The sequence below is a fragment of the Ekhidna sp. genome, assembly GCF_965221965.1.
Classification (GTDB): domain Bacteria; phylum Bacteroidota; class Bacteroidia; order Cytophagales; family Cyclobacteriaceae; genus Ekhidna.
Map to the genome: position 1 here is coordinate 2,185,917 of NZ_OZ244926.1, position 23,385 is coordinate 2,209,301.

A 23,385-nucleotide genomic window follows, 5' to 3' on the forward strand; every position below is an offset into this window, starting at 1 on the left:
TCTGCAAAAATGAAAAGTTCGAATATTGATAGCTTGTATAAACCTGCTAAGCTTTCAACACACTGGAGGGTGAAACCCCAAACATGTCCACAAAGGTCTTTGAAAAGTGAGGTAGATCAGCAAAACCACCCACATAGCACGCAGACGTAAAAGATTTCCCATTCATGATAGCTTCAACAGTTGCTTGCAGCCTTGTCCATAACACAAATCTTCGAAATGGGATTCCAACCTGTTCTTTAAACAGATGAGCATACCTGCTTTCTGAGAGATGAACTTTTTCAGCAATATCAGCCAGGCTAATTCCATCATGTAGTGCATTCCTGATGTGTTCCGTGCTTTCTACAATCCTATTATCTATGGTGATGGTATGGGAAGCATACCCTGCTAAATCATGGATAAGTTGTGTGATTAGGACAATAATATCTACGTCACTCCCGAGAGCCCAGGAACGAATGTCGTTCATGGTTGATGACCGATGCAAATTGTCAACCCCTACAATTACCTTATTTAACGAATAGCTCCTCTCAAGCTGCCGTGACAAATAATGAAACGGATCCAAATAAATGAAAATTGGGGTGATGTTTGATGTATTAATGAATCGATGTTTGATATCGTGAGGTATCAGCGACAGTCTGTATTCATTTTCATTATTTTGAGCATCAGCCACCTTGAAACTTCCCTCCAAGCCATAAATGATCTCGGTGGCATGGTGGCTGTGTGGTTTTGTTTCTACCACCTTACCGGTATAGACCCCAATCCCATTTTGGAAATAAATTTTGAATGGATTCATTTATTTGTTTCTTCCACAACAGTTTCCACCATCCTGAATGGGCGGGCAAAGGTTTGTTCCAAAGCTGCAATACACACAACAGTCACCCTCTTTTGGTTTCAAAACTTCATGACAGCATTCGTAGAAATACTGGCATGCATCGGTTGGTATGGTTTCTCCCTTCTGATGCCCACGGTTGGTGCAAGTGATGGTCGATTCGAGTGTAATTTCTTTTTCCATTTCAGTATTAAATAGGATCTATCGGTAATTTCCTAAAACTGCAAAAGGTGAAATTCTGAATGGTATCAAAGGGTGTTTTATGATCAACCGTTATACATTTTATTTTCTCAAAAAATTTCCGGAGGCGGGCGGTCATAGTTGATTCTGAATATTGTTTGATTTCTATCCCACTGCATTTCTGTGGGCCTTGCTCTGAAAAAGTGCCTAGCACAAGCCTTCCGTCTGGCTTTATACTTCTTTGTGCATTTTCCAAGTAGCTCGCAATATCTTGTTCTTCCGTCAGAAAGTGGAAGGCTGCACGGTCGTGCCAGAAGTCGTATTGTCCGGCTGCTACAAAAGTCGCAGCATCTGCCACTATCCATTTCACTTTATCGGCAAGAGTACCAAGCCTCTTCCTTGCCCTTGTAAGGGCTGATTCAGAAATGTCCAGCACCGTAATGTCCTGATACCCCATGCCAAGCAAATGATCAACCAGGAAACTATCTCCACCACCAATATCAATAATTTTAGCACTCTTGGGTACGTTGAGTTGTTTTATGAAATCCAAAGATATTTTCGGGGTTGGCTGAAACCAGCTTACCTCATTCAACTGCTTTGACTGATAGATATCTTCCCAATGTTTTTTTCTGTCAAAATTTTCCATTTCCTTGGCTTTATTAAGATTTTAATACTTCAATAATTCTGATTTCCCATATACCAGTTATCTCACCATCCTCCTCATCTTTTACAAACCCTTTGATCCAAATCTTACCAGGTTTGAGCTTTGTTAGTACGTCACCTGAAGTATCAGCACTCGCTATAAATATTTCTCCATTAACCTTAACTTTCCATACATTTCGCTCTTTCTGTAATTCTCCTTTTAACGTAACTTCAGCATTTCTGGCTGAAAATCCATTATTCTTCACTTCTTCCTGGATTTTTTGCAAGGTCAGTTCATTGGTGGCAGCAAGCGTAAGATAGGCTTTGCCGTCATTGAGGCTTACTCTTACACTTTCCAGTCCATCCATTTTCTTAAGTCCACGCTCCAGGCCATAGGCACAAGGAGCACAATCCATTCCAAAAACCTCCTGATCTACTTTGACCAACTGAGCCATTACACCGCTCAAGCTAAAAATTGTCAACAATGCTATTATTCCTAATCTTTTCATTTTCTTCTGTTTTTAAAATTTATAACCAATAACTAATGTTCATTGAAAGCCTGTATTCCTCTTTTGGGCCTTGTGTTACATCCTGATAGACCGGAAACAATGCTCCAAAGGATATACCCCAGGCTCCATAAAGCCCCAGGAACGAAGGTCCAAGCATAACTTTTTCCCCTCTTTGATCAACGGGGGTAAGCTGACCTTCACTGGTATTAGCTCCGGGGAACTCCGCCAGCGATTCCACAAATACCCTCCAGTCCGGCTTTGGATAATCACCCATAAAAATGTTTGGCCGATAACCGACTACAAGACTTGCGTAAGGCAGGTCGCCTAATTGATCATTGCCTTCCTCAAAATAATATTGATAACCACCGCCAACCCAGGCATACCAGGTACGTGAAGCATAACCGGTAGAGATTGCTCCATGAATGGAGTTGCTTACATTGATACCACTCCTGGTTTCTTCGGTAGGTGTCGAAACACTTAAAATAGCCGTGGATTCAAAGCGTTTGCCAACCCCAAATGCATTGGAGAAGAAACGGTACCATACAGATGCTTCTATGTCGCCATTTGCCGGCATGTTGCTGTTACTTCTTGTTCTGGGTGCTTCAGACAATCTGTTGACCATGGTGGATGTCGTGATATTAATTTGCAGATCTTCCGTCACGCCATACGACCAGATGTACCTAAGCATAAAGGATTGATCATCTTCGGTAGCCAGGCTCATAGCTGCTGCATTAAAGTCAAATCCTCCTTTTGCCAAGGTGGGGGTTTGTAAACCATAAAGGGGCCCGTGTCCCTGAGCCCTGACCTTAGAAATGGCTGTAACAGTTAGTAATATTAAAAAGGCTGTTCTTTTCATCGTATTATTTTAAAGTCCTAAAAATTGTTGAATTGGTAGTAGCAGGTAAGCTGAGAATAGTCCGAGAAGGTATAAGCCAAAGGATATCCATAGGATAATTTTACTCCACCGGGCGGCTGTATCACATGGTGTCTCATTGCCATATTCGTCTATTTCACAGACCTGGTCTCTTTTGCGGCCATAAAACAGCCAAAAGTTGAACCCGATCAAAATACCTGCCGTCAGAAAAGTCCATTCCTTGTATTTACTCAACCAGATCAATGCCGGAAAGTCCGAAACCATTCCGGCCACTACCGCTCCCATACCCACCGCCACGAGTAATGACGGAAGGGCGCAGCACAGTAAGGTGGATACTGATGTAAACAAGGATGCGATGCTGACGAAATCCTGCTTTAGTGATTTTAAGACTCCCATTATTTTAATTGTCACTACATTGATGAATTCCCTTACCAGCACAGAATCAAGGGAAAATAAATAAGGTAAGCCGTGCCTTACTTGTTTTTACCCTTGTCCTATACCCGCTTTAATCAGCTCTTCTTTAGAAATCCCCTGATTTTCACAGCACGATAAAAGTTTGCCATTCACAGCAATAGCAGGTACTTTTTTGATCCCATATTCTTCCAGTTTGCTCAGACAGGTCTTGTCTTCACACTGCTTCACCAAATCATAAATGGTGATCTCACAATCATTACATGCCAGTTCCCTGACCATAGATACCACGGGATCACATACCAGGCAATTGGCAGTAAATACTTCTACATTTCGTTTCATTATTATTCTTTTTTGGGTTTAAATAAAAGCTGAAACAAACGTACGAGGTGCTATGGGGTGGTCTCCAAGAAAAAGTTTAGAAATTATTTTTTATCCACCTCATTGAATCGATCCAGGTGCTTTTTTAGTCGCGAAATTTCTTTCATTTTTTCGGTGAGGTCGTCCACTTCAATGGCAGGAAATTGTTGTCGCAGCATCTCTATTTGTTCTTCATTACCACAATTTCCAGGACAGGCACTTGAAGTTTCTGATATCTTAATGGCCAGAGATTTTCTAAATGTTTCATCCAATAAAAGGTAGTGCGCTTTATCTAAGCCACTCTTTGCAGCTTTGAACTGTATGAGGATTCTTTCCGGATCTTTCCCTTCATCCAGCATTTTTATCAAACCATCCATTTGGCCTTTTATGCTTTGCAATCGTGTTTTTATATCCTTTGTTAGGTCTTTGGGTATCATAATACTTCGCGTTTTACTAAAGGTACGTTTCCTTCCGGGGTGGTAAACAACAAATTGCTTGGTTTTTCTAATTTCAGTTACACCATCGACCCAATATCAGATCCCATCGATGGATATGCATAAACCATGTTCCGTATGTCAGAAACCGTAAGCTTTCCACGAATAGCCATTGCAAAAAGGTTAATCATTTCTTCCGCATGAGGACCAATAATGTGTGCTCCTAAAATGTACCCCTCATTGTCTGAAAGGACTTTATACGCATAAGTTGATTCATTGATCCGTTTGGCATTGTACCAGTTTGATGCTGACCCATCTTTTACCCGATATTCTAAACCTGATTCTTTTGCCTGCTTTTCCGTCATCCCTACAGATGCCAAAGTTGGTAAGGTGAATACCGCACTCGGCATTTCGGTGTAGTCGGGTGTTTTGGAATTACCACGAATAATATTGGCTGCTACGGCATGCCCTTCCATAACAGCAACAGGTGTGAGGTTTAGTCCATTACTTTCAGCAGCATCTCCTGCTGCGTAGACTAATGGATTGGTTTTGCTTTGAAGGAATTCGTTTACCTGTATTCCTTTTTTGCTGTAAGAAATATTAGCCTTTTCAAGGTTCATGCCATCCAACTCAGGCACTCTACCGGCAGCATTGACAACTAAGTCCGTTTGAATAGTTTTTTCACCATTTTTTGATGCTGCCTTTACTGTAAACCTGTTATCGGTTTTTTCTACTGCGATAACATCAGACTCAAGGTGAAGCTCAATTCCCAATTCTTCAGTGGCATTTACCAAATGCTTCACGATATCAGCTTCAAAGTTTTCTAAAGGCGTTTTACCTCTGTGAATTATGGTTACTTTACTTCCTGCTCTGGCAGCCAGATGAGCAAACTCCATCGCTATATATCCACCTCCTATAAAAGTAATTTCCTTAGGAAGCTCTTCCAAGTTTAGAAAATCTGTGCTGTCTATGGGTAAGCCACCTCCAGGTATATTCAGGATTACAGGTCGAGCACCTGTAGCAATTACAATTTTATCTGCTTCCAATAGGTTGTCTCCAATGCGGACAGTGTTTTCCGATTCAAAGCTGGCTGCTCCGTGATACATGTCTACACCCGCTTTTTCATAACCTTTCTCCACACCTTTCGGCATTTTGGCAACAAAGTCGTTTTTGTAAGCCATCAAGTCTTGCCAGTTAATAGAGACATCTCCTTGAATGCCGATCCCCTTCATGTTATTGGCCCGGTCAATGATTTCAGCTGCACCAACCAGAATCTTCTTTGGATCACAACCGCGTAGTGCGCAGGTTCCACCATAAGGTCTGGAGTCTGTAACAGCAGTCTTCAATCCTTTCTTAGCACATTTTTTGGCAATGGTCATTCCCGCCATGCCTGACCCGATTACTATTACATCGTATTTCATGAACAACAGCTACTTTTTCCACCTTCCTGAATAGGAGGACATGCCACAGTTCCATACGAGCAATACACACAGCAATCCCCGTCTTTTGACTTTAAGACTTGTTTGCAGTTTTCACACTCATAGAAGTACTGGCATGCATCTGTAGACATGGTTTCTTCTTTTTGGTGGCCACAATTGGGACAGGTAATAGTGGATTGTAAAACGATTTCTTTTTCCATTATTCGTCGTTGTTAGGTTTTAGTAATTCAGCTTTATAGCTGGTCTTTTCTTCAATAGCTGCAATAAGCTGCTCAGGCTGGGTCTTTTCAGGATCATAGTCAATCACTGCAATATCACCGGGATATTCCACCGAATTGTCTACAACACCTTTAGTTTCTTTCAAGACTTTATACAGATGACTGGCACAGCCGGCACAAGTGAGACCGGTGACTTTCAGTTTAACTGTCTCACTTTTCTGTGTGGACTCGGTTGTTGGGGAATTGGCAGATTGTGCCATTCCATTTCCTGCAAGCAAGAAGACAAATGTTAGACTTAGAATGATGGTTTTCATTTTCTTTTTTGTTTAAAATTTTTTCAGTCAATGACTTTTTTATCAGTCACTTTATAGCCAGTAGCTTCCTCAACATTAGTTGCCAATTGATCAACTGATACTTTTGTTTGATCAAACTTTACCGTTGCAATGCCACTTTCGTAGGATGAAGAAGCTTCGAGAACACCTTCACTATTATTAAGCGCAGCATTCACGCTGTGCTCGCATCCTGTGCAGGTCATTCCTTTGATACTTAGCTCTGCATTCAAAATATCATTTTCTTTCACCACGATAACTTTATCCCCTTTGCTGTTGTCAGGGAAAAAAATGCCGGAATAGGATGGGAAAGCAAGCATCAATACAGCAAAGACGGTAACTATTCCTAGAAACTTCTTAGACTGCCAAAAGGAAGGTTTTTCATCCTCTTCGCAAGCACACTCAATTTCTTCCTGGGTTCTGGGTCGTAATTTTTGATACCAGGCAAACCCTAATACCAAAATGGTGAGGCCTATTAAATAAGGTCTAAAAGGCTCCATCCACGAAAAAGACGAAGCAATGCCTCCAATCCCTGCCAACGTGGCAAAAACAGGAGTTATACAACAAAGTGACGCTGTTATGGCCACCAACAAACCTGCCCCAACACTTTTGGGGGATGTATTTGTTTGATTTGAGTTGCTCATGATACTGGTTCTTTATAATTATCAAATAAGCTTTTTAAGACGGGCTTGATCACTTGTATATTCTCTTTTACCAGAGAATAGAAGACCGTTTGGCCTACTTTCTTGTCTCTGACAAGCTTCCCGTCCTTTAGCTTGCGCAAATGCTGTGAAACACCACCTACAGATATATCCAGTATATCGCTCAGGTCACACGGACACATTTCTCCTTCTTTGTGCAATAGAAAGAGAATTTTCAACCTTATTGGGTTTCCTGAAAGATTGAATATCTGAGTTGCTTGATCAAGCTGATCATCAATTTGATTCAGTGATTCCTTGCATTCCTTAATTTGGACGGGATCCGCCAATACTCTTATACAGGTCTTGCTCATCTTTTAATGTTTTAGCAATTACTAAAACGTAAAGATGCCGAGAAAGGTTCAGTATTTAAGAGAATGCTAAAATATTGGTATTAACAATCCTCCAACTCACATTTCTCATCCTGAGCTTCAAACTCTATCGTGATGTGATTAATGGATTCATCTTTGAGTTTAGACCTCACTTTCTCTTTGAGTTTGGCCTGCTCAGAAAGTTTGTAGTCTTTGTCCAATTGAAGGTGTATTGTGAGGATATTGTATTCCCCATCCATAGACCAAACGTGATTGTCATGCACATCTGTGATTTCCGAAATGTCTTTCAGTTTCTCTTTGATATCCTCCAGAGAAACATCCTCGGGTATACCCTGCAGGATTACCAACATGCTTTTACGTAGGTTCTTATAGACATTGTACAGCACAAAAAGGGAAATTAGAACGGAGAGTAGCGGATCTATAAATGGGGCATCTGTGTACATCATGATGATGCTACCGATAAGGACAGCTACCCATCCCAAGACATCTTCCAATAGATGTAATGAAACAACCTTTTCATTCAGAGATTCACCTTTTCGGAGTTTCAAAACAGCAGCTCCATTGACCACTATTCCCAAAATAGCGAGATAGAGCATCCCTTGAACATTGGTTTCTCCTGGATTGAAAAGTTCCGGAATTGCTTTCGTGAGTATGAATATGGATCCGGCAACTAAAACGATAGAATTGATGATAGCACCCAACAGAGAAAACCGTTTATATCCATAAGAAAACTTCTTTGTTCTTCCTTTCTTGGAGAGCTTTTGAAAGTACCATGAGAGTCCCAAACTGAGGCTATCTCCCAGATCATGTAGCGCGTCTGAAAGGATAGCTAAACTATTGGTATAAAGCCCACCAATGACTTCAATGATGGTGAAACTCAAGTTGAGAAAGAAGGCAACTTTTACATTGCCTTCCGAATGATTATGAGAATGATCGTGATTATGTCCCATGATTAAACTTCTGTTTTTTTTAACTCAATGCTCATGTTCCGTCTCTCCTTTTTTCATTTCCGAAATAAGATAATACGCATTATTCCAGGCAACTTTAGCTCCTTCGGGTAACTCTTCCAGCAACTTGATCTCTACCCATCCTTCATCGGTAATGCCTGTGTGGATTTCAATGGGCGTAAACTTCCATTCGCTTTCATCTCCCTCCGGTGGCTGTGCTATAAAAATGTAAGGCTTCCCTTCTTCTTCAATAATGGCTTCCGAGGGAAGTGCAAATACCTTCCTGCCTGTGGTGTGGATTTTACCATTGATGTACATCCCGGGGATAAGAAAGTCCTCCTTATTCTTTATCTCCGCATGGACGTGAACCGCTTTTGGATTTTGCTCAAACTTCTTACCTACCGAATAGATTTCTGCTTCCAGCCTTTTTTCAGGAACTGATTCTACAGTAAAGGAAACCATCTGACCTTCTTTCACTTTAGAGACATCTTTTTCAAACACCATCAGGTCAGCATGAATATGCTCTGTGTTGACAATCATGAACATCTCTGATTGAGGATCTACAAACTGGCCAATCTGAACTTTTACCTTCTCAATGTATCCTCCAATCGGACTTACAACGGGAACGTTCTGATATATCTCTCCAGTCTTAACTTTTGAGACATTCAAGCTGAGCTGTCTTAGCTGTACTTCATACCCTTTCACTTCACCTTTCATTCCCTGATATTCAGCTACTGTTTCCTGATAAGCCTTTCCTGATCCAACTTCTTCTTCATACAATCGCTTTTGTCGCTGCATTTCCTTTTCCAAATACTGGAAGCGACTATACGCTTTGATATAGTTGGTTTGAAGCTGTGACAAGTTTGGATGAGAGAGGTATGCTAAGACCTGTCCTTTCCGCACTTTATCACCTTCAATGACCTTGATGGAAGTGATGTTTGCACCAAGTATTGCAGTGACAGTTGCTTCATGTTGAGGCGGAACTTCCAATTGACCATTGGCTTCTACTACTCCGGAAAGAGCTCTTAATGGAAGCGTGTCAATTTTAAATTCCAGGCTGTTGAATTTCAGCTGTGACAAGTGAACAGCATCTACTGATTCTTCAGCATGTCCTTCTTCTGCTTTTTCATCACTGTTCGGGTTAGTGCTTTTACTACCGCAACCTGTAAATGCTGCAACCAGCACCGCTAGTGTCAAGATGTATATGATTTGATTTTTCATGTGTATTTATTTTCAGGGATCATTGATCCGTAGATTTTAGTTTGATTTTTTTAGGAAATACTCCAATTGATAGCGGCTATCCAGGTAATTGCCAAAAGCCTTCCACGCATCCACTTCCATTCTTATTGCATCCCGGATGTTTTGCAAAAAGGATACATAATCAATGGCTCCTTCCCGGTAAGCCGTGATAGCTCCTGAGCGTTGTTCCGCTGCAAGAGGTAGAGCCGTATTCTGGTAATAATTCCAGGAATTTTCCCATTTCAGATACTGCTCCCTTGCATTTAGATATGCTGCATTCAGCTCCAATTGCGTTTGGAGTAAGTTCTGATTCGCTATATCCCGTTGAATTTTTGCTGCCTGTGTTCTACCGAGTTCCGGTCCAAACAGGAGCGGAATTCGAATGCCAATTTGATATTGATAGAACCCGGACTGTCCGGCAATTTCCTGTCGGCCATACTGACCCTGTAGCTGTGGAAAAAATTGCGATCGCTTTTCTTTGACCAAAGCATCGGCAACTCCTAATTCTTGCTGAGACACATCTAATAGCGGATGCCTTCCGAGTGAATCAGATGTGTAGACAAGTGGCTGATCCAGATCATTTGCCGGTATGTCAGAAACCGTAAAAAGCGAATCGCTGACAAACCATACGTTGAGTTGTTGTAGTGCGCTCAGATAATCTCGATAGGCTTGTTCTTTCTGTATCTGAACCTGACTGGCCTGATTGGAGGTGGCCAGGTATTCCAGTCTGGATGTTTCCTCTGTTTCCAATCTGATCTTTGCTGCCCGCTCAATATCTGTGAAAATGGAGTCAAGCTGCTCATAGACCAAGTAGGTGTTTTTAGTGGCATAGACCTTTGCCCAGGCCTTGCTCACTTCACGCTCCAGCTCAATAACCGTGAGGTCTAAAGAGGATTCAGCTAGTGCAACCCGCTCTTTTTGCAGATTCATCTTGGGCGCAATACCAAAAATGTCAATCTGCTGTTGCTGAATACCAATCTGCGTATGAACACCTTCTGAGCCATTGCCAACTTCCTCTTTTCCTGTGAATACCTGTGTGTTTCCAAAATCCCAGGCCGTTTTCTTCAGCGCCTCCTGACTTTCAATTTCCAATCGTGCTGACTGAATTCTAGGATAGTTTTCGATCGCCCTTTTTCTGGCTTCCTCAAGCTTGATGGTTGGAAGGTTGTCATTCCTGGTCTCTTGAGCATCTGCAAAAGCAGGCATTGCAAAGAGACCTCCGAAAACGATCAAAGCGATGATCACATTGGCGTTTGGTGCTTTTAATCTTCGCTCCCCTCTTCCCTCTACAAATGTGTAGAGCACCGGAAGAACTACAAGTGTCAGCAACGTGGCTGTCAGCATTCCTCCAATTACCACGGTAGCCAATGGCCGTTGAACTTCTGCACCTGCAGATGCTGAAAATGCCATCGGCAGAAATCCAAAAATGTCTGTAGTTGCTGTAAGCATAATAGGTCTGATTCGTTCTTTTGTTCCTGTTAGAATTCTTTCTCTAATACTCGTCACTCCTTCTTCTTTCAATGAATTGAATCGGTTGATCAATACAAGACCATTGAGGACCGCCACGCCAAACAGTACAATGAATCCTACACCTGCCGAAATACTAAATGGCATGTCTCTGACCCATAGGGCAAACACACCTCCAATGGCCGCAAGCGGAATGGCGATATAAATCATGATGGATTGAGTGAATGAGCCCAAAGCGAAGTAGAGTAAAACGAAAATGAGGAAAAGAGCTATTGGGACGACAATGGACAATCGGCTCTTTGCTCGCTCCAGGTTTTCAAACTCTCCACCGTAGGTGATGTAATAACCAGCCGGTAAGTCAAGCTCAGCATCTAATTTTTGCTGAATGTCTTTCACTACAGACTCCACATCCCTGCCTCGGGTATTTACTCCAACATACGTTCTGCGGTAGGTGTTGTCTCTAGAGATCTGCATCGGCCCTGGCACATAGCTTATATCAGCTACTTCTTTGATGGGAACCTTTGTGCCGTCCGGTAGATCGATATATAGGGTTCTCAAGTCATCGATACTTTGACGATGTGCATTGTCAAAGCGAATGACCAAATCAAATCGCTTCTCACCTTCAAAGACCACCCCGGCAACTCCACCAGCAAAAGCGGAGCTGACATACTCGTTCAATTTTTGAATATCCAGTCCATACTGGGCAACCTTATTTCGGTTGTACCTCACAGTCATCTGAGGAAGCCCGGAGGTGCGTTCTGCATTGACATCTCCTGCGCCCGGCACAGTTGATATGATATCCGCCATCTCTTGAACTTTGGTAGCCAAAACCTCCAAATCTTCACCGTATAGTTTTACTGCAATATCTTCTCGCACTCCCTCGAGTAACTCATTGAAGCGTAGCTCTACAGGCTGTGTGAATACGAGATTAACACCTACCAGGTGTTCATTGAGTTTGTCCTTGATTTGATCAATTAGCTCGTCTTTGGTCGCTGCGGAGACCCACTTGTCTTTGTCCTTTTCCAGAATGAGGTACATATCCGCAATGTCCATTGGCATGGGATCTGTCGGAATATCCGCAACCCCGATTCTGGCTGTGACCGTTTTGATCTCCGGGAAATTTTCAAGTAGCAGCTTTTCAATTTTAATCGAGACTTCTTTAGACTCTGTTAGCGAACTCCCCGGCCTGATCAATGCTTGCATCGCAATGTCACCTTCATCTAACTGAGGGACGAATTCTCCGCCCATTCGGGAAAACGTAAAACCAGCGATTGCCAGGAGTAAAATGGCTACCATGATCACTATGGCCTTAAATCGCAAAGCGCTTTTTAAAACAGGAAGGTAAACTCGTTGAAGTCCTCCAATGAGTTTATCACTGACCTTTTCCAATGATCTTTCAAAGCGACCGAACCAATTCTTTTTGTTCTGAACAGGCTTCATAAGGAGCGCTGACATCATGGGTACGTAAGTCAGGCAAAGTACAATTGCTCCAATCATTGCAAAACCAAAGGTGTAGGCCATTGGTTGGAACATCTTGCCTTCAACACCTGTGAGAAACAGAATAGGAGCGAAAACGATTAGAATGATAATCTGACCAAAAAAGGCGGAACCCATCATGGTGCTTCCGGACTCATAAGCCACCTCATCCATTACTTTCTGATTGAAACCCACCTTGCCAGCTCTGATTCTTTTCTGGATTTCATAGACCGTGCCTTCAATGATGATCACCGCTCCATCGATGATGATTCCAAAGTCAATGGCTCCTAAGCTCATCAGGTTAGCCCACACATTGAATTGCTTCATCAGAATGAATGCAAAAAGCAATGAAAGTGGAATGGTTGTGGCCGTGACGAGACCGCCTCGTAAGCTTCCAAGTAGGATAACGAGCGCAAATATGACGATGAGTGCTCCTTCGATCAGATTGGTTTGCACTGTACTCGTCGTTCTGGAAATAAGATCACTTCTGTCTATGATGGTATTGATTTCCAATCCTTCAGGAAGCGATTTCTCAACTTCCACCATTCGTTCTTTCACATTCTGTATGACCGCATTCGGGTTGGAACCTTTGAGCATCATAATGATACCCCCAACAGCTTCTTCACCATCCTGCGTGAATGCACCATAGCGTACCTGGTGTCCAAAATGGACTTTAGAAGCGACATCACCAATCGTTACGGGAATGCCATTTTCGGTTTTGACCACAATCTTTCGAATGTCATCCAATGACCGAATCAATCCTTCTCCTCTTATGAAGTTGGACATTCTATTCTTCTCAATATAAGCCCCTCCGGTATTGACATTATTTCTCGCCAATGCCTCATACACCTGTGAAATACTCACATCCATGGCGTTCAACTTGTCGGGATTGATGGCTACCTCATACTGCTTGATGTAGCCTCCAAAGGAGTTGACTTCAACTACTCCATCCAGTAGTGTGAGCTGTCGTTTTACAATCCAGTCCTGGATGGTTCGCAGGTCTGTTGGTGAGTATTTTGTTTCAAAACCCTCCTGAGGTTGGATGGTGTATTCGTAAATCTGACCCAAACCTGTGGAAATAGGTCCCATAGTCGGGCTGCCGAATTTCTTGGGTATGGTCTCTTGCAATACGTTGAGCTTTTCCTGCACCAACTGCCGTGGTAGGTAGGTGCCCATGTCATCTTCAAAAACGATGGTCACCACCGATAGTCCAAACCGAGAAATGGAGCGAATCTCATCTACACCCGGAAGGTTACCCATGGCCAGTTCCACCGGATAGGTAACGAACTGCTCGATATCCTCAGTTGCCAGATTAGGTGAAACCGTCATCACCTGTACCTGGTTATTGGTGATATCCGGGACGGAACCCAGATTGACCGTGGACATGGAATAGATCCCCACACCTATGAGTGCAAGTGTGAGTAAGCCCACAATGAATTTGTTCTTTATCGAGAACGATATGATTTTATTGATCATGTATGATATGATTTAGTATCAGTTAAAATGATTCTGTTTCGATCGTGGAGTCCGATCGATTGGACGGATTTGTCCTTATGAAATGAGCATGATGCTCAACCCTAATTTTGAGAAACGCTAATCGCGAATGATCAAAATAGAGAGGCAAAACGCTAGTTTCACAACTTTGAACAAATGATTAATATTAAACCTGTGGTGGCTGTAGTAGTGTGCCAATAAACCCTGAGGTTATAGGGTCTGAGTAGGTGCTTCTCTGGAGAGGAAATGTAAGGATGCCTAACTCACTTATAAAAATTTGCTGAACGACAAGGTGTGAATGGCAGCAATGGCAAACACATAAAGGAGAACACAAATCTTCGGATTCATTGTGGTCATGATCAGACCCGGATTCTTGGTAGGAAACCCCGATGCTATCCGCTGTGGTTTCATCCGCGCACCGCGCTACTGATAGCCCTAGCAGAAACAGTGATAATATGAATGCGAAAGATTTCACTATGCAACAATAACGAAAAAGGAGTGCAACCTGTTTGCATTGTTTTAGGAGCAGTTCGCGCATGTGCCTTTGTAAACCATGCTGGCACTGGCTGCCTTGAAACCTGTTGGAATGTTTGTTTGAGGGATTTTTGACTGGGTTAGGCAATACGTTTCACCACACCCCACGCAATGAAAGTGAATATGTTGATCCTGTGGCTCGCATTCACAACCTTCTTCACAGAGCGCATATTTCACCGCACCGGTTCCATCATCAATGCTATGGATGAGCTTCTTATCTTCAAAGGTTTTGAGGGTCCTGTAGAGTGTGGCTTTATCTGCCCGTTCAAATTTTGTTTCCAGGTCACTGAGACTTATGGCGGCTCCTGATTCTACAAGCTTTCTGAGTACCAACAGCCGCATGGCTGTTGGTTTGATGTCTCTATTTTCAAGTTTTTGTTCGAGCATTGACTAAAAATACGAAGAAACGCCAAACTGGATACCTGAGATCTTAGCAGGTGGATTGCCCAGAATATCGGTTTGTTCCATGAATCGATAGTTTAATCGAATCACTGTCTGGGCGGTGGGGCGAAAACTTATCGCCGGAACAACTGCCCAAATTTCATCTCCTATATTTCCTCCTGTTTCACGAAATGTCCCGTCATTCCAATCAACATATTCCAAACGCATAGCAACATTGAAAGAAGCGTTATTGAAGCCAAACAAATCCCCGGTAAGAATCGGCTGAACAAAGTCTACAAAACCTCCTTTTTGTTGATCCCCAAATTGCTGAGAAAAAGTACCAGGCACATCGATATTTATCCACGCCCATTCACCGACAATAAAGGTCTTGGTTACAGGAATTGTCGTATTAAAATCAATAGCATATACGTTCAGTCTCCTTTTAACATCCAATATCAAACCGTCTTCTTCATAGGTGTTGTAAATACCTCCCATATATGAAAGGCCAATTTCACCAACCTTGTTATGTCTTACGGCTATTTTTCCTGTCAGCAATGGCTCTCCGTTAGAGGATTCTTCGAACCGCTCTTTGTTTTCTTTAGATGCGGGTAAAAAGGTGCGATTCTCTCCGTTATTGATAATGGCATCATTGAATCCATTGGTCAGGTAGGCTTCATATCCAAATGCCCATTCTTTCATGTAATATTTACCATAAAGTCCAAAGCCAACATTACTCCAGGTTGCTGGCAGCATATCCGTTGCAGCTATTGGGCGATCCACAAACTCCCATTTAGGTCCGTCATGATTTTGATTGAATGCTCCGATTGGATTCATCACGATTCCGCCACGTAGATTCAAAAGAGGATGCATACTGATGTCAAGTGCCGCAAATTCTATGGCTACCTCTTCTCCACCTTCCTCAAATTCTATTTCAGAAAGAAACTTGATTTTTCTGTGTATTGAAGAAGCAACAAAAAGCGTCATTCGCGGGACTCTGAAGCTATGTCCATCTGTCACACCATCTTCACCAATGTATCCATAATCTGCCTCAATATATCCACCTACTGATACCGGCAACTTACCAACCTGCAGAAAAGGTCTGTTGTAAACAGCATCCATATTAAGCTGGTTTTGTGCCGTATCAACTGGTGTACGCTTGAGTAACGTACTGTCGATTTGAGCCTTTACATCTATCGAAAGCAGAGATGTTATTGTTATAAGGATCCAACCATACTTCCTCATGATAAATCGATTTTAAGTGTTTTATTTTCTTTTATAATTGGGAAACTTCTAAGCGATGTATCAGCCGGGCCATTTTGAACACTCCCGTCTTGAGTAAACTCACTTCCATGAGCAGGACACTGTAGGCGGTCTCCAAATACCTGAAGTTCCGTGCCTTGGTGTGTGCATTTCATGAGCAATGCTTTGTATTCATTGGCATAGAAGCGGAAAACAACTACGGGATATTGCAATGCATCATTCTGTACCACTACATACTTTAAATAGTTGTTTTCCTCTTTCAAAAAAGCTGCTTCAGGCAGACTCAGATAGGAGCCATCTATGTTGCCGGAAATGTAGCGGGTTCCAGCACATCCTTCAAGGAGTAAACCTGTCGCCGCTATCCCAAGGCAGCCCATTCCGCATTTCCTGACAAATTCTCTGCGATCCATATCTAAAGGGATTTGAGAAACTTAATGAGTGCCTCTTCATCATCTTCAGAAAGAGAGACAAATTGATTTTTACTGTTGTCGGCTTCTCCGCCATGAAGCAGGATAGCTTCTTCAATACTTCTAGCTCGTCCATCATGCATTAAGAAGAATGATCCACCTTGCGAATTGGGGGAAAGCCCCAAGCCCCATAATGGTGGAGTCCGCCATTCGTATGTTTCAGCAGATCCTTCGGTGGCACCATCATCCAGACCTGGGCCCATATCATGTAGCAACAAATCCGTGTATGGGTAGAATGTCCTATTCGATAATGCTTCGATATCAGACTCTGGGGTTGTCCATTCAGGGATATGACATGAGGCGCACTGAATTTGGGTAAATATTGACTTCCCTCGTAGTACTACTGTGTTTTCTTCTGATCTAGGAATAGGAGCCTTTAATGTTCTGAGATAAAAGACCACATCACGAATCGTTTGATCCGTAACTTCCGGGTCGGTAGAAAGCTGGCTGTAAGGATCAATGGGCTCAAAAGTTGAAGTAATTCCCATATCCTGATTGTAGGCACCTACGGTCTGTTGAAGCAAATCAATAGCTGCAGCTTTCTTCCCAAAACGCCCTATAATTTTACCATTGACAGGTTGATGAATTGTTTTCTGTTCAAAATAGTCTGGTGGTGTTATGTAATTTGGTTTTCCGGAGATACCATCACCATCTTCATCAAGAGAATCCACATTCTGCAGAATCTGTTGATCTGAAAGTGCTGCAAGGAATCCTAACCCAGTGACAGCCGGTGGAGTAAACTTCATGAATGGAATACCATCTGGTAGTTTTTCAGGTTCAAACCCTGGTATTGCTCGGTTTTGGAGTTGAGGACCTCCAATAGATAGATCCGGCAATGTGTTTGGCAGTGATTGACCAAATCTAGTGAGCGTGGTAAAAGGATGACCTTTGCCATCTCCTGCATGACAGCTTCCACAGGACGTGGCAACAAAGCCTGGTCCAAGTCCATTTTCCACTGAAAACACCTCGTCATTAAAAGCAATATCTCCATTCAAAAATTGTCTTTGTTCAGCATGGGATAAGCCTTCCGTAGGGCCATCCAGCAGCTCATTTTCAGCAGGAGCAGCTGGTATTATTTCCTCACATGAAATAGCCAACACAAAAGTGACAATGCTCAGGTATATTATTATTTTATTCATCTCAAAATAATTTTATACAAATCTATTAATTAAAGTTAGACATATCAAACTTTTAAATAAGACATGCGATACTTACTTTTGAAACATGATCACTATCACAGAGGAGAATTATCTGAAAGCCATCTACAGCCTAAACCTGAATCGAAACGGGAAGGAGCTTGGTACCAATGAACTTGCGAGTCATCTTGGAATATCTCCTGCTACGGTGAGTAGTATGCTAAAGAAGCTGAAAGAAAAGGGATTCATTGATTATAAAAAATACGGTGCAATATCACTGCTGAAAGAGGGCGAAACAATTGCTTTCTCTGTCATAAGGAAGCACCGATTGTGGGAAACATTTTTAGTTGAGAAAATGGAATTTACCTGGGATGAAATCCATGAGGTAGCCGAGCAACTGGAACACATTAAGTCCAAAAAACTAGTAGATCAACTGGATAAGCTTTTGGGTTTCCCTGAATATGATCCACATGGTGACCCTATCCCGGATGCCACTGGCAAGATTAGGGGAATGCACAAAACTACCTTAGAAAATGAATCAGTTGGCAAGCAACTAAAAGTTGTTGGAGTAAAGAACGATTCTCCTGCATTCCTTCAACACATTACACAATTGGGACTTGTCATCAATAGTAAAATCCTTATCAAATCACATCACGAGTTTGATGGATCTTTGGATGTTGAAATCGAAGGAGAAACTCGAATGGTTTCTCAAAAGGTTGCGGAGAATGTGTATGTTTCGGAAAATCTATAAAGATATAATTTGAATCTAATGCATATTTGAAATAGTCAGGCCAAATCGGCCTGACTATCATTTTTCTGGTCAATCCTTCCTTGAACTAACCAACTCATACACACACGGGATCACAATGAGATTGAGCAAAGTAGCTGACAGTAATCCGCCAAGAATCACCACCGCCATAGGGCTTTGAATTTCATTTCCTGGCTCGCCACCTTTCAGTGCTAGTGGAATCAAGGCAAGACCCGTGGTAAAGGCTGTCATCAGAATTGGATTTAACCTGTCTAAGGCCCCAGTTTTGAGCAACTCAAACCCATGCAATCCTTCTTTCCTCAAATCCTCATAGCGGGAGACAAGCAAAATCCCGTTTCGAGTAGCAATACCAAATAAGCTGATAAAGCCAATGGTAGCCGCAATGCTGATGATACCGGAAGTGAAATACACAATCAAAATCCCACCAATCAAAGCCAAAGGCAAATTGATCAAGACAATGAATGAAAGTTTCACATCCTGAAACTCATAATAGAGCAATAGGAAGATGATGAGAATAGCCACCACTGCAGTAATGAGCAATAATTGAGAGGCTTTCGCTTCACTTTCAAACTGACCTCCATACTCTACCCGATAGCCTTCAGGTATATCAATATTGGTATCAACAATCTGTTGAATTTCATTGACCACTCCACGCAAATCACGTCCCTGCACATTGGCAGCTACTACAATCTTACGCTTTACATTCTCTCGTGAAATAGTATTGGGAGAACTCACAGATTTCACATCTGCCAGTTGATCCAACGCGATTTGTCCTCCGTTTGGTAAGGTGACTAAAGCGGCTTGTATGGATTCCATACTGCTCCGTGACTCCTTTTTAAAACGGACGATAAGGTCAAAATACTTCTGCCCTTCATAGATTTCACCTGCCTTTTCTCCAGCAAAGGCAATATCCACCTGCTCCATCAAATCACCAACCGTCATACCATAAGCAGACAGCATTTGTCGTTTGGGTGTAATGCGAATTTGTGGCACTTCGATCTGCTGATCTACTGCCACATCGGCAATTCCATCAATGGAATTGATATTGGTTTCTACACTTTTACCCAACTCAAATAAACGCTGCAAATCATCGCCAAAAATCTTGATGGCAATGTTTGCTCGAGTACCAGAAAGCATGTGATCAATTCGGTGAGCGATAGGTTGTCCCAAGGTGATATTTATTCCCGGAACCACACTTAGCTTCGTTCGTACTTCCTCAAAGAATTGCTCCTTTGATTTTCCATCCAGCGTAAAAGGCACATCAATCTCCGCAGCATTTACGCCCTGAGCATGTTCGTCCAGCTCAGCTCGTCCGGTTCTACGGGTTACCACCTCCACTTCAGGCATTTCCAACAGTAATTGTTCAATCAGCTTTCCGTTCTTGTTGCTTTCTTCCAGCGACATACCTGGTACTCCAACTGCACTTATCACTAAGGAACCTTCATTGAACTCGGGCAGGAAGCTACGTCCCAATTGCGTCAGCAATATCAAACTGACAATGAATGCTCCTACTGTCAAGCCAATTACTGTTTTTGGAAACTTCAGTGTCCGTTCTAATACACCCACATAACGAGCGCGAAGGAAGCGTTCCACTTTTGTTCCCTCAGCTTGCCTGGTAAGTACCTTCTCACTTTTCAATAGGTACGAACACAACACCGGAGTAACCGTAACTGCCACAATCAGGGAAGTCAATACCGAAGTAATGAATGCTATGCCAAGTGGCTGCAACAATCGTCCTTCCATCCCACTCAGGAAGAATAGCGGCACAAACGATACGATGATGATGAGCGTAGCAATAATGATGGAGCTACGAATCTCCACCGAGGCGTCTTTCACCACCGTAAGCACAGGCTGTTGCTCTGCTTTTGGTTTTCGAATATTCTCACGCAATCGCTTGAAAACATTTTCCACATCAATGATCGCATCATCTACCAACGCACCAATGGCTATAGCCATACCTCCCAAACTCATCGTATTGATGGTATATCCCAGCATTTTAAGAACAATGATGGATACCAACAACGAGATTGGAATGGCGAGCAAAGAAATAACCGTAGTTCTCCAATTCATCAAAAAGATGAATAGCACGATCATCACGAAAAAAGCTCCTTCCAGTAACGTCTGATTCAGATTGTTAATGGATGCCTCAATGAAATTTGACTGGCGAAAAATGTGGCTTTTGATTTCCACGCTTTCCGGTAATGTGTTGTTCAAATCAGCGATCGCTTCATCGAGCCTTTCGGTCAATTCCAATGTGTTGACATCCGGCTGTTTAGAAATGGTCAAAATCACAGCGGGATCCGCATTCAGCGAACCGTCACCGATCTTGTCCGCTGCACCAATTTGTACGGTTGCAACATCCTTAATCTTGATGGATTGTCCATTGACATTCTTAAGAACCGCTTCTTCGAGGTGCTCTACTGAATATGCTCGTCCACTTCCTTTAATGATATACTGATTGCCGTATTCATTCAAAAAGCCTCCGGGAGCATTCACATTGCTTTCCTGTACTTTCTCCAGTAGTTCACCAAGGCTCACATCATAGTATTTGAGCTTCTCCGGATTGGCCAATACCTGATATTGCTTGTAGTCCCCTCCAATCACAATTACATTAGCAATTCCGCCAATGGATTTGATTCTTGGACGAATGGTCCAGTCAGCCAGCGTACGCAGTTCCATCGCAGACAAACTATCTGAACGAACACCTAAAAGCATCACCTCACCCATGATGGATGAAATGGGAGCCATAGTAGGTGTACCAACACCAGAAGGCAAATTCTCCCGAACCATCGGGATGCGTTCACTCACAATTTGTCTTGCCCGGTAAATGTCCGTACCCCATTCAAATTCTATCCAAACAATGGAGATTCCTGCTGCAGATGAAGAGCGGATTCTACGCACATTGGGCGAGCCATTCATGGCCGTTTCCAATTGGTAGGTCACCAGCTTTTCTACTTCCTCAGATTCCATTCCATGAGCTTCCGTCAAAATGGTCACTGTCGGAGCTGTCAGATCTGGGAATACATCCACGTTCATATTACGGGCTATGTACAATCCCGCCACACTGAGCACCACAGCGCCCAAAAGCACCATTAATCGGTTTTGCAGTGAAATCGATAATATTTTATTCAACATATCATCAACCGTTTAATGGGCGTGACCATGAGCGGGCGCTTGTCCTGACATGGAAGCCATTTTCACCGCATAGGCACCTTTGGTGACAACCACCTCTCCCGACGATAGTCCCTTAATGACCTCCACCTCACTACCATTGCGTTTACCAAGCGTCACATTCCTGCGTTCAAAACTTTCTCCGGATAGCTGTACGATCACCGAGTAGTTGCCATAATCTTCCAATAAGCAGGAAGCGGGAACAGTCAAACTTTCAACAGCAGAACCAACGGCAAGCTGAGCTTCCGTGTAGCTGCCTTCCGGCATTTCCACGCCTTCATTCACCTCAGCAAAAACAGAAATCAATGGTTGATCAGACGCTACCACTTTACCAACAGACAAGATTTTGCCACCTCTGTCCTTTAGACTTGACCAAGCTCCGGGTTTGGGCTGGTACCATAGGTTTTGAATGTTCTGCAGCTCGGCACTGTACTTCGGGCTAACCCGTACTTCTAGCAAACTACTCTTATGGCTTGTCACAGTCACCAACGCATCGCCCTGGTTTGCAAATCCACCGTTTACTGCCTGAATAGATTTGATGTATCCATTCATTGGAGTAGTGACTTGTTTGCCTCCCGCACTATACCCACTGCTCAACGTCTCATAGTTGGTTTTTGCCACCTGGTATTTCTGCTCTACTTGCTCAAACTCAGCTTTAGCAACGATTTTGGAATTGTACAATTCCTTTTTCCGTTCGTATTCCGACCTGGCTTGCTCGAATTCAGCTTTTGCCTTTTGGATCTCCGCACTCAGATTATTGGATGTCAGTCCTGCACTGCTAATAGTCATCAAAACCTGACCTTTTTTTACAGCGCTTCCTTCCGTCAATATTCCAGAACTAAAGCTCACTCGTCCATTGGCTGGAGCCACAAGCGTCTGATAATTCGAAGGTGCTACTTTCCAAACACCTGAAGTGGGGATGGTTTGAAAGACTTGCTTCTTTAAAACTGGAGCTGTTTGAAACTCCATTTTCCAAGCCTGTTCTTTCAAAAAAGTAATGGCATTACCCTCTTCTTCACTACCCATCTGGGCAATTGCTTCTTCCTCAGAAGCATACACAGGAATATTATCCATTACTATCTTATCCGAAAACGCAGGCGTCTTGATTTCAAAAATCAATTGATAGGTTCCCGGTTCTTTCGGTTGCAGTGAGGGTGTGAATATCCCAGGTGAAGAAGGTGCATCAACCTTGTGTCGGATGCCCTTTCCACCTTTTATCAAACTCACCGTTACACTGCCTTCCAAAACAGGCTGATACTTTTTCAACACCGTAAAGTGTGCTGCAAAACGGCTGTTATTTCCAATAATCAATGCCGGGTATTCAACAAACAACTCCGTTTTATCTGTCCAGATAGTTGCGACCACCGAAGGCACTTCATCACTCTCAGTAATGTGGCTACCATCCGGGGCATGTGCATGTCCTTCTTCCTCTACAGGTTGGCAGGAAAACACCACCAACGAAAACAATACTATTATATATCGCATATCAACTTTTGTTTTTAATGATTAATGATCATGATGAGAACTACCGTCCTTATGGGAATGCGTGTCTTTTTCTACTACTTCGGTGGAGTCGCCTTCAACAGTAAACTCTTCTTGCTCCTGATGGTCGTGATCACCCTCATCATGGCTGTGCCCGTGATCTTCACTCGATTCAGCGTGTGGATGCGCTTCTGATTCTGTTTCATGTGAATGTCCATGACCTGATTCAGATTTTTTACCCGAACAGGCAATGGCGAAAACAAAAGTAAATGCGATAAGGATATTTGAAATTTTCATAATTCGATGTTTT

The 23,385-nt window shown here is 42.8% G+C and carries 25 protein-coding genes; 1 reads left to right on the plus strand and 24 read right to left on the minus strand.

What is annotated here, in order from left to right:
* Positions 1-46 precede the first annotated feature (46 nt).
* From ACOQON_RS10415 to ACOQON_RS10515, 21 genes are all read right to left on the minus strand, one after another.
* Positions 47-790 carry an AraC family transcriptional regulator gene (locus ACOQON_RS10415; RefSeq protein ID WP_420575379.1) on the minus strand — a complete coding sequence of 248 codons (744 nt, stop codon included), beginning with the start codon at positions 788-790 and terminating at the stop codon, positions 47-49.
* A complete protein-coding gene (locus tag ACOQON_RS10420; RefSeq protein ID WP_420575380.1) occupies positions 791-1,009 on the minus strand; it encodes a GDCCVxC domain-containing (seleno)protein in 219 nt (72 codons plus the stop codon).
* Between the two features lie 7 nt (positions 1,010-1,016).
* Positions 1,017-1,652 carry a class I SAM-dependent methyltransferase gene (locus tag ACOQON_RS10425; protein WP_420575381.1) on the minus strand — a complete coding sequence of 212 codons (636 nt, stop codon included), beginning with the start codon at positions 1,650-1,652 and terminating at the stop codon, positions 1,017-1,019.
* 13 nt (positions 1,653-1,665) lie between these two features.
* Positions 1,666-2,157, minus strand: a complete 492-nt coding sequence (locus ACOQON_RS10430; protein WP_420575382.1) for a heavy-metal-associated domain-containing protein — start codon at positions 2,155-2,157, stop codon at positions 1,666-1,668.
* A 19-nt stretch (positions 2,158-2,176) separates the two neighbouring features.
* The gene (locus ACOQON_RS10435; RefSeq protein ID WP_420575383.1) at positions 2,177-3,013 is read right to left on the minus strand and encodes a hypothetical protein; all 837 of its coding nucleotides are present in this window, start codon (positions 3,011-3,013) and stop codon (positions 2,177-2,179) included.
* A gap of 9 nt (positions 3,014-3,022) precedes the next feature.
* On the minus strand, positions 3,023-3,427 hold the full coding sequence (locus ACOQON_RS10440; RefSeq protein WP_350219569.1) for a hypothetical protein: 405 nt from the start codon (positions 3,425-3,427) through the stop codon (positions 3,023-3,025).
* Positions 3,428-3,514: 87 nt separating this feature from the next.
* A complete protein-coding gene (locus tag ACOQON_RS10445) occupies positions 3,515-3,784 on the minus strand; it encodes a thioredoxin family protein (RefSeq protein ID WP_420575384.1) in 270 nt (89 codons plus the stop codon).
* Between the two features lie 83 nt (positions 3,785-3,867).
* Positions 3,868-4,239 (minus strand): metal-sensitive transcriptional regulator, encoded by a 372-nt coding sequence (locus ACOQON_RS10450; RefSeq protein WP_420575385.1) that lies wholly within the window; start codon positions 4,237-4,239, stop codon positions 3,868-3,870.
* A gap of 77 nt (positions 4,240-4,316) precedes the next feature.
* Positions 4,317-5,657 (minus strand): NAD(P)/FAD-dependent oxidoreductase, encoded by a 1,341-nt coding sequence (locus ACOQON_RS10455; protein ID WP_350205646.1) that lies wholly within the window; start codon positions 5,655-5,657, stop codon positions 4,317-4,319.
* The gene (locus tag ACOQON_RS10460) at positions 5,654-5,875 is read right to left on the minus strand and encodes a GDCCVxC domain-containing (seleno)protein (RefSeq protein WP_420575386.1); all 222 of its coding nucleotides are present in this window, start codon (positions 5,873-5,875) and stop codon (positions 5,654-5,656) included. Before ACOQON_RS10460 ends, ACOQON_RS10455 begins: the two co-directional genes overlap by 4 nt.
* Positions 5,875-6,207 carry a heavy-metal-associated domain-containing protein gene (locus ACOQON_RS10465; RefSeq protein ID WP_420575387.1) on the minus strand — a complete coding sequence of 111 codons (333 nt, stop codon included), beginning with the start codon at positions 6,205-6,207 and terminating at the stop codon, positions 5,875-5,877. The genes ACOQON_RS10460 and ACOQON_RS10465 overlap by 1 nt, the downstream gene beginning before the upstream one ends.
* A gap of 23 nt (positions 6,208-6,230) precedes the next feature.
* On the minus strand, positions 6,231-6,866 hold the full coding sequence (gene merTP / locus ACOQON_RS10470) for a mercuric transport protein MerTP (RefSeq protein ID WP_420575388.1): 636 nt from the start codon (positions 6,864-6,866) through the stop codon (positions 6,231-6,233).
* Positions 6,863-7,234, minus strand: a complete 372-nt coding sequence (locus ACOQON_RS10475) for an ArsR/SmtB family transcription factor (RefSeq protein ID WP_420575389.1) — start codon at positions 7,232-7,234, stop codon at positions 6,863-6,865. The genes merTP and ACOQON_RS10475 overlap by 4 nt, the downstream gene beginning before the upstream one ends.
* An 80-nt stretch (positions 7,235-7,314) precedes the next feature.
* Positions 7,315-8,202, minus strand: a complete 888-nt coding sequence (locus ACOQON_RS10480) for a cation diffusion facilitator family transporter (protein WP_420575390.1) — start codon at positions 8,200-8,202, stop codon at positions 7,315-7,317.
* 24 nt (positions 8,203-8,226) lie between these two features.
* Positions 8,227-9,420, minus strand: a complete 1,194-nt coding sequence (locus ACOQON_RS10485) for an efflux RND transporter periplasmic adaptor subunit (protein ID WP_420575391.1) — start codon at positions 9,418-9,420, stop codon at positions 8,227-8,229.
* Positions 9,421-9,456: 36 nt separating this feature from the next.
* On the minus strand, positions 9,457-13,857 hold the full coding sequence (locus ACOQON_RS10490; protein ID WP_420575392.1) for a CusA/CzcA family heavy metal efflux RND transporter: 4,401 nt from the start codon (positions 13,855-13,857) through the stop codon (positions 9,457-9,459).
* A gap of 184 nt (positions 13,858-14,041) precedes the next feature.
* Positions 14,042-14,413, minus strand: a complete 372-nt coding sequence (locus ACOQON_RS10495) for a DUF6660 family protein (RefSeq protein WP_420575393.1) — start codon at positions 14,411-14,413, stop codon at positions 14,042-14,044.
* Positions 14,395-14,796 carry a Fur family transcriptional regulator gene (locus ACOQON_RS10500; RefSeq protein WP_420575394.1) on the minus strand — a complete coding sequence of 134 codons (402 nt, stop codon included), beginning with the start codon at positions 14,794-14,796 and terminating at the stop codon, positions 14,395-14,397. Before ACOQON_RS10500 ends, ACOQON_RS10495 begins: the two co-directional genes overlap by 19 nt.
* Positions 14,797-14,799: 3 nt before the next feature.
* Positions 14,800-16,032 (minus strand): hypothetical protein, encoded by a 1,233-nt coding sequence (locus ACOQON_RS10505; protein WP_420575395.1) that lies wholly within the window; start codon positions 16,030-16,032, stop codon positions 14,800-14,802.
* Positions 16,029-16,460 carry a Rieske (2Fe-2S) protein gene (locus ACOQON_RS10510; RefSeq protein ID WP_420575396.1) on the minus strand — a complete coding sequence of 144 codons (432 nt, stop codon included), beginning with the start codon at positions 16,458-16,460 and terminating at the stop codon, positions 16,029-16,031. Before ACOQON_RS10510 ends, ACOQON_RS10505 begins: the two co-directional genes overlap by 4 nt.
* A gap of 2 nt (positions 16,461-16,462) precedes the next feature.
* On the minus strand, positions 16,463-17,656 hold the full coding sequence (locus tag ACOQON_RS10515; RefSeq protein ID WP_420575397.1) for a di-heme oxidoredictase family protein: 1,194 nt from the start codon (positions 17,654-17,656) through the stop codon (positions 16,463-16,465).
* Positions 17,657-17,741: 85 nt separating this feature from the next.
* Between ACOQON_RS10515 and ACOQON_RS10520 the strand changes: the two genes are divergently transcribed.
* Positions 17,742-18,404: a metal-dependent transcriptional regulator gene (locus ACOQON_RS10520; RefSeq protein ID WP_420575398.1), complete on the plus strand. Its 663-nt coding sequence runs from the start codon at positions 17,742-17,744 to the stop codon at positions 18,402-18,404.
* A gap of 69 nt (positions 18,405-18,473) precedes the next feature.
* On the opposite strand, the gene ACOQON_RS10525 is transcribed toward ACOQON_RS10520, so the two are convergent.
* The 3 genes from ACOQON_RS10525 to ACOQON_RS10535 are packed head-to-tail and all read right to left on the minus strand — an operon-like array spanning position 18,474 to position 23,372.
* Positions 18,474-21,557: an efflux RND transporter permease subunit gene (locus ACOQON_RS10525; protein WP_420575399.1), complete on the minus strand. Its 3,084-nt coding sequence runs from the start codon at positions 21,555-21,557 to the stop codon at positions 18,474-18,476.
* 12 nt (positions 21,558-21,569) lie between these two features.
* Positions 21,570-23,078: an efflux RND transporter periplasmic adaptor subunit gene (locus ACOQON_RS10530; RefSeq protein ID WP_420575400.1), complete on the minus strand. Its 1,509-nt coding sequence runs from the start codon at positions 23,076-23,078 to the stop codon at positions 21,570-21,572.
* Between the two features lie 21 nt (positions 23,079-23,099).
* On the minus strand, positions 23,100-23,372 hold the full coding sequence (locus ACOQON_RS10535) for a hypothetical protein (RefSeq protein WP_420575401.1): 273 nt from the start codon (positions 23,370-23,372) through the stop codon (positions 23,100-23,102).
* Between the last annotated feature and the right edge of the window lie 13 nt (positions 23,373-23,385).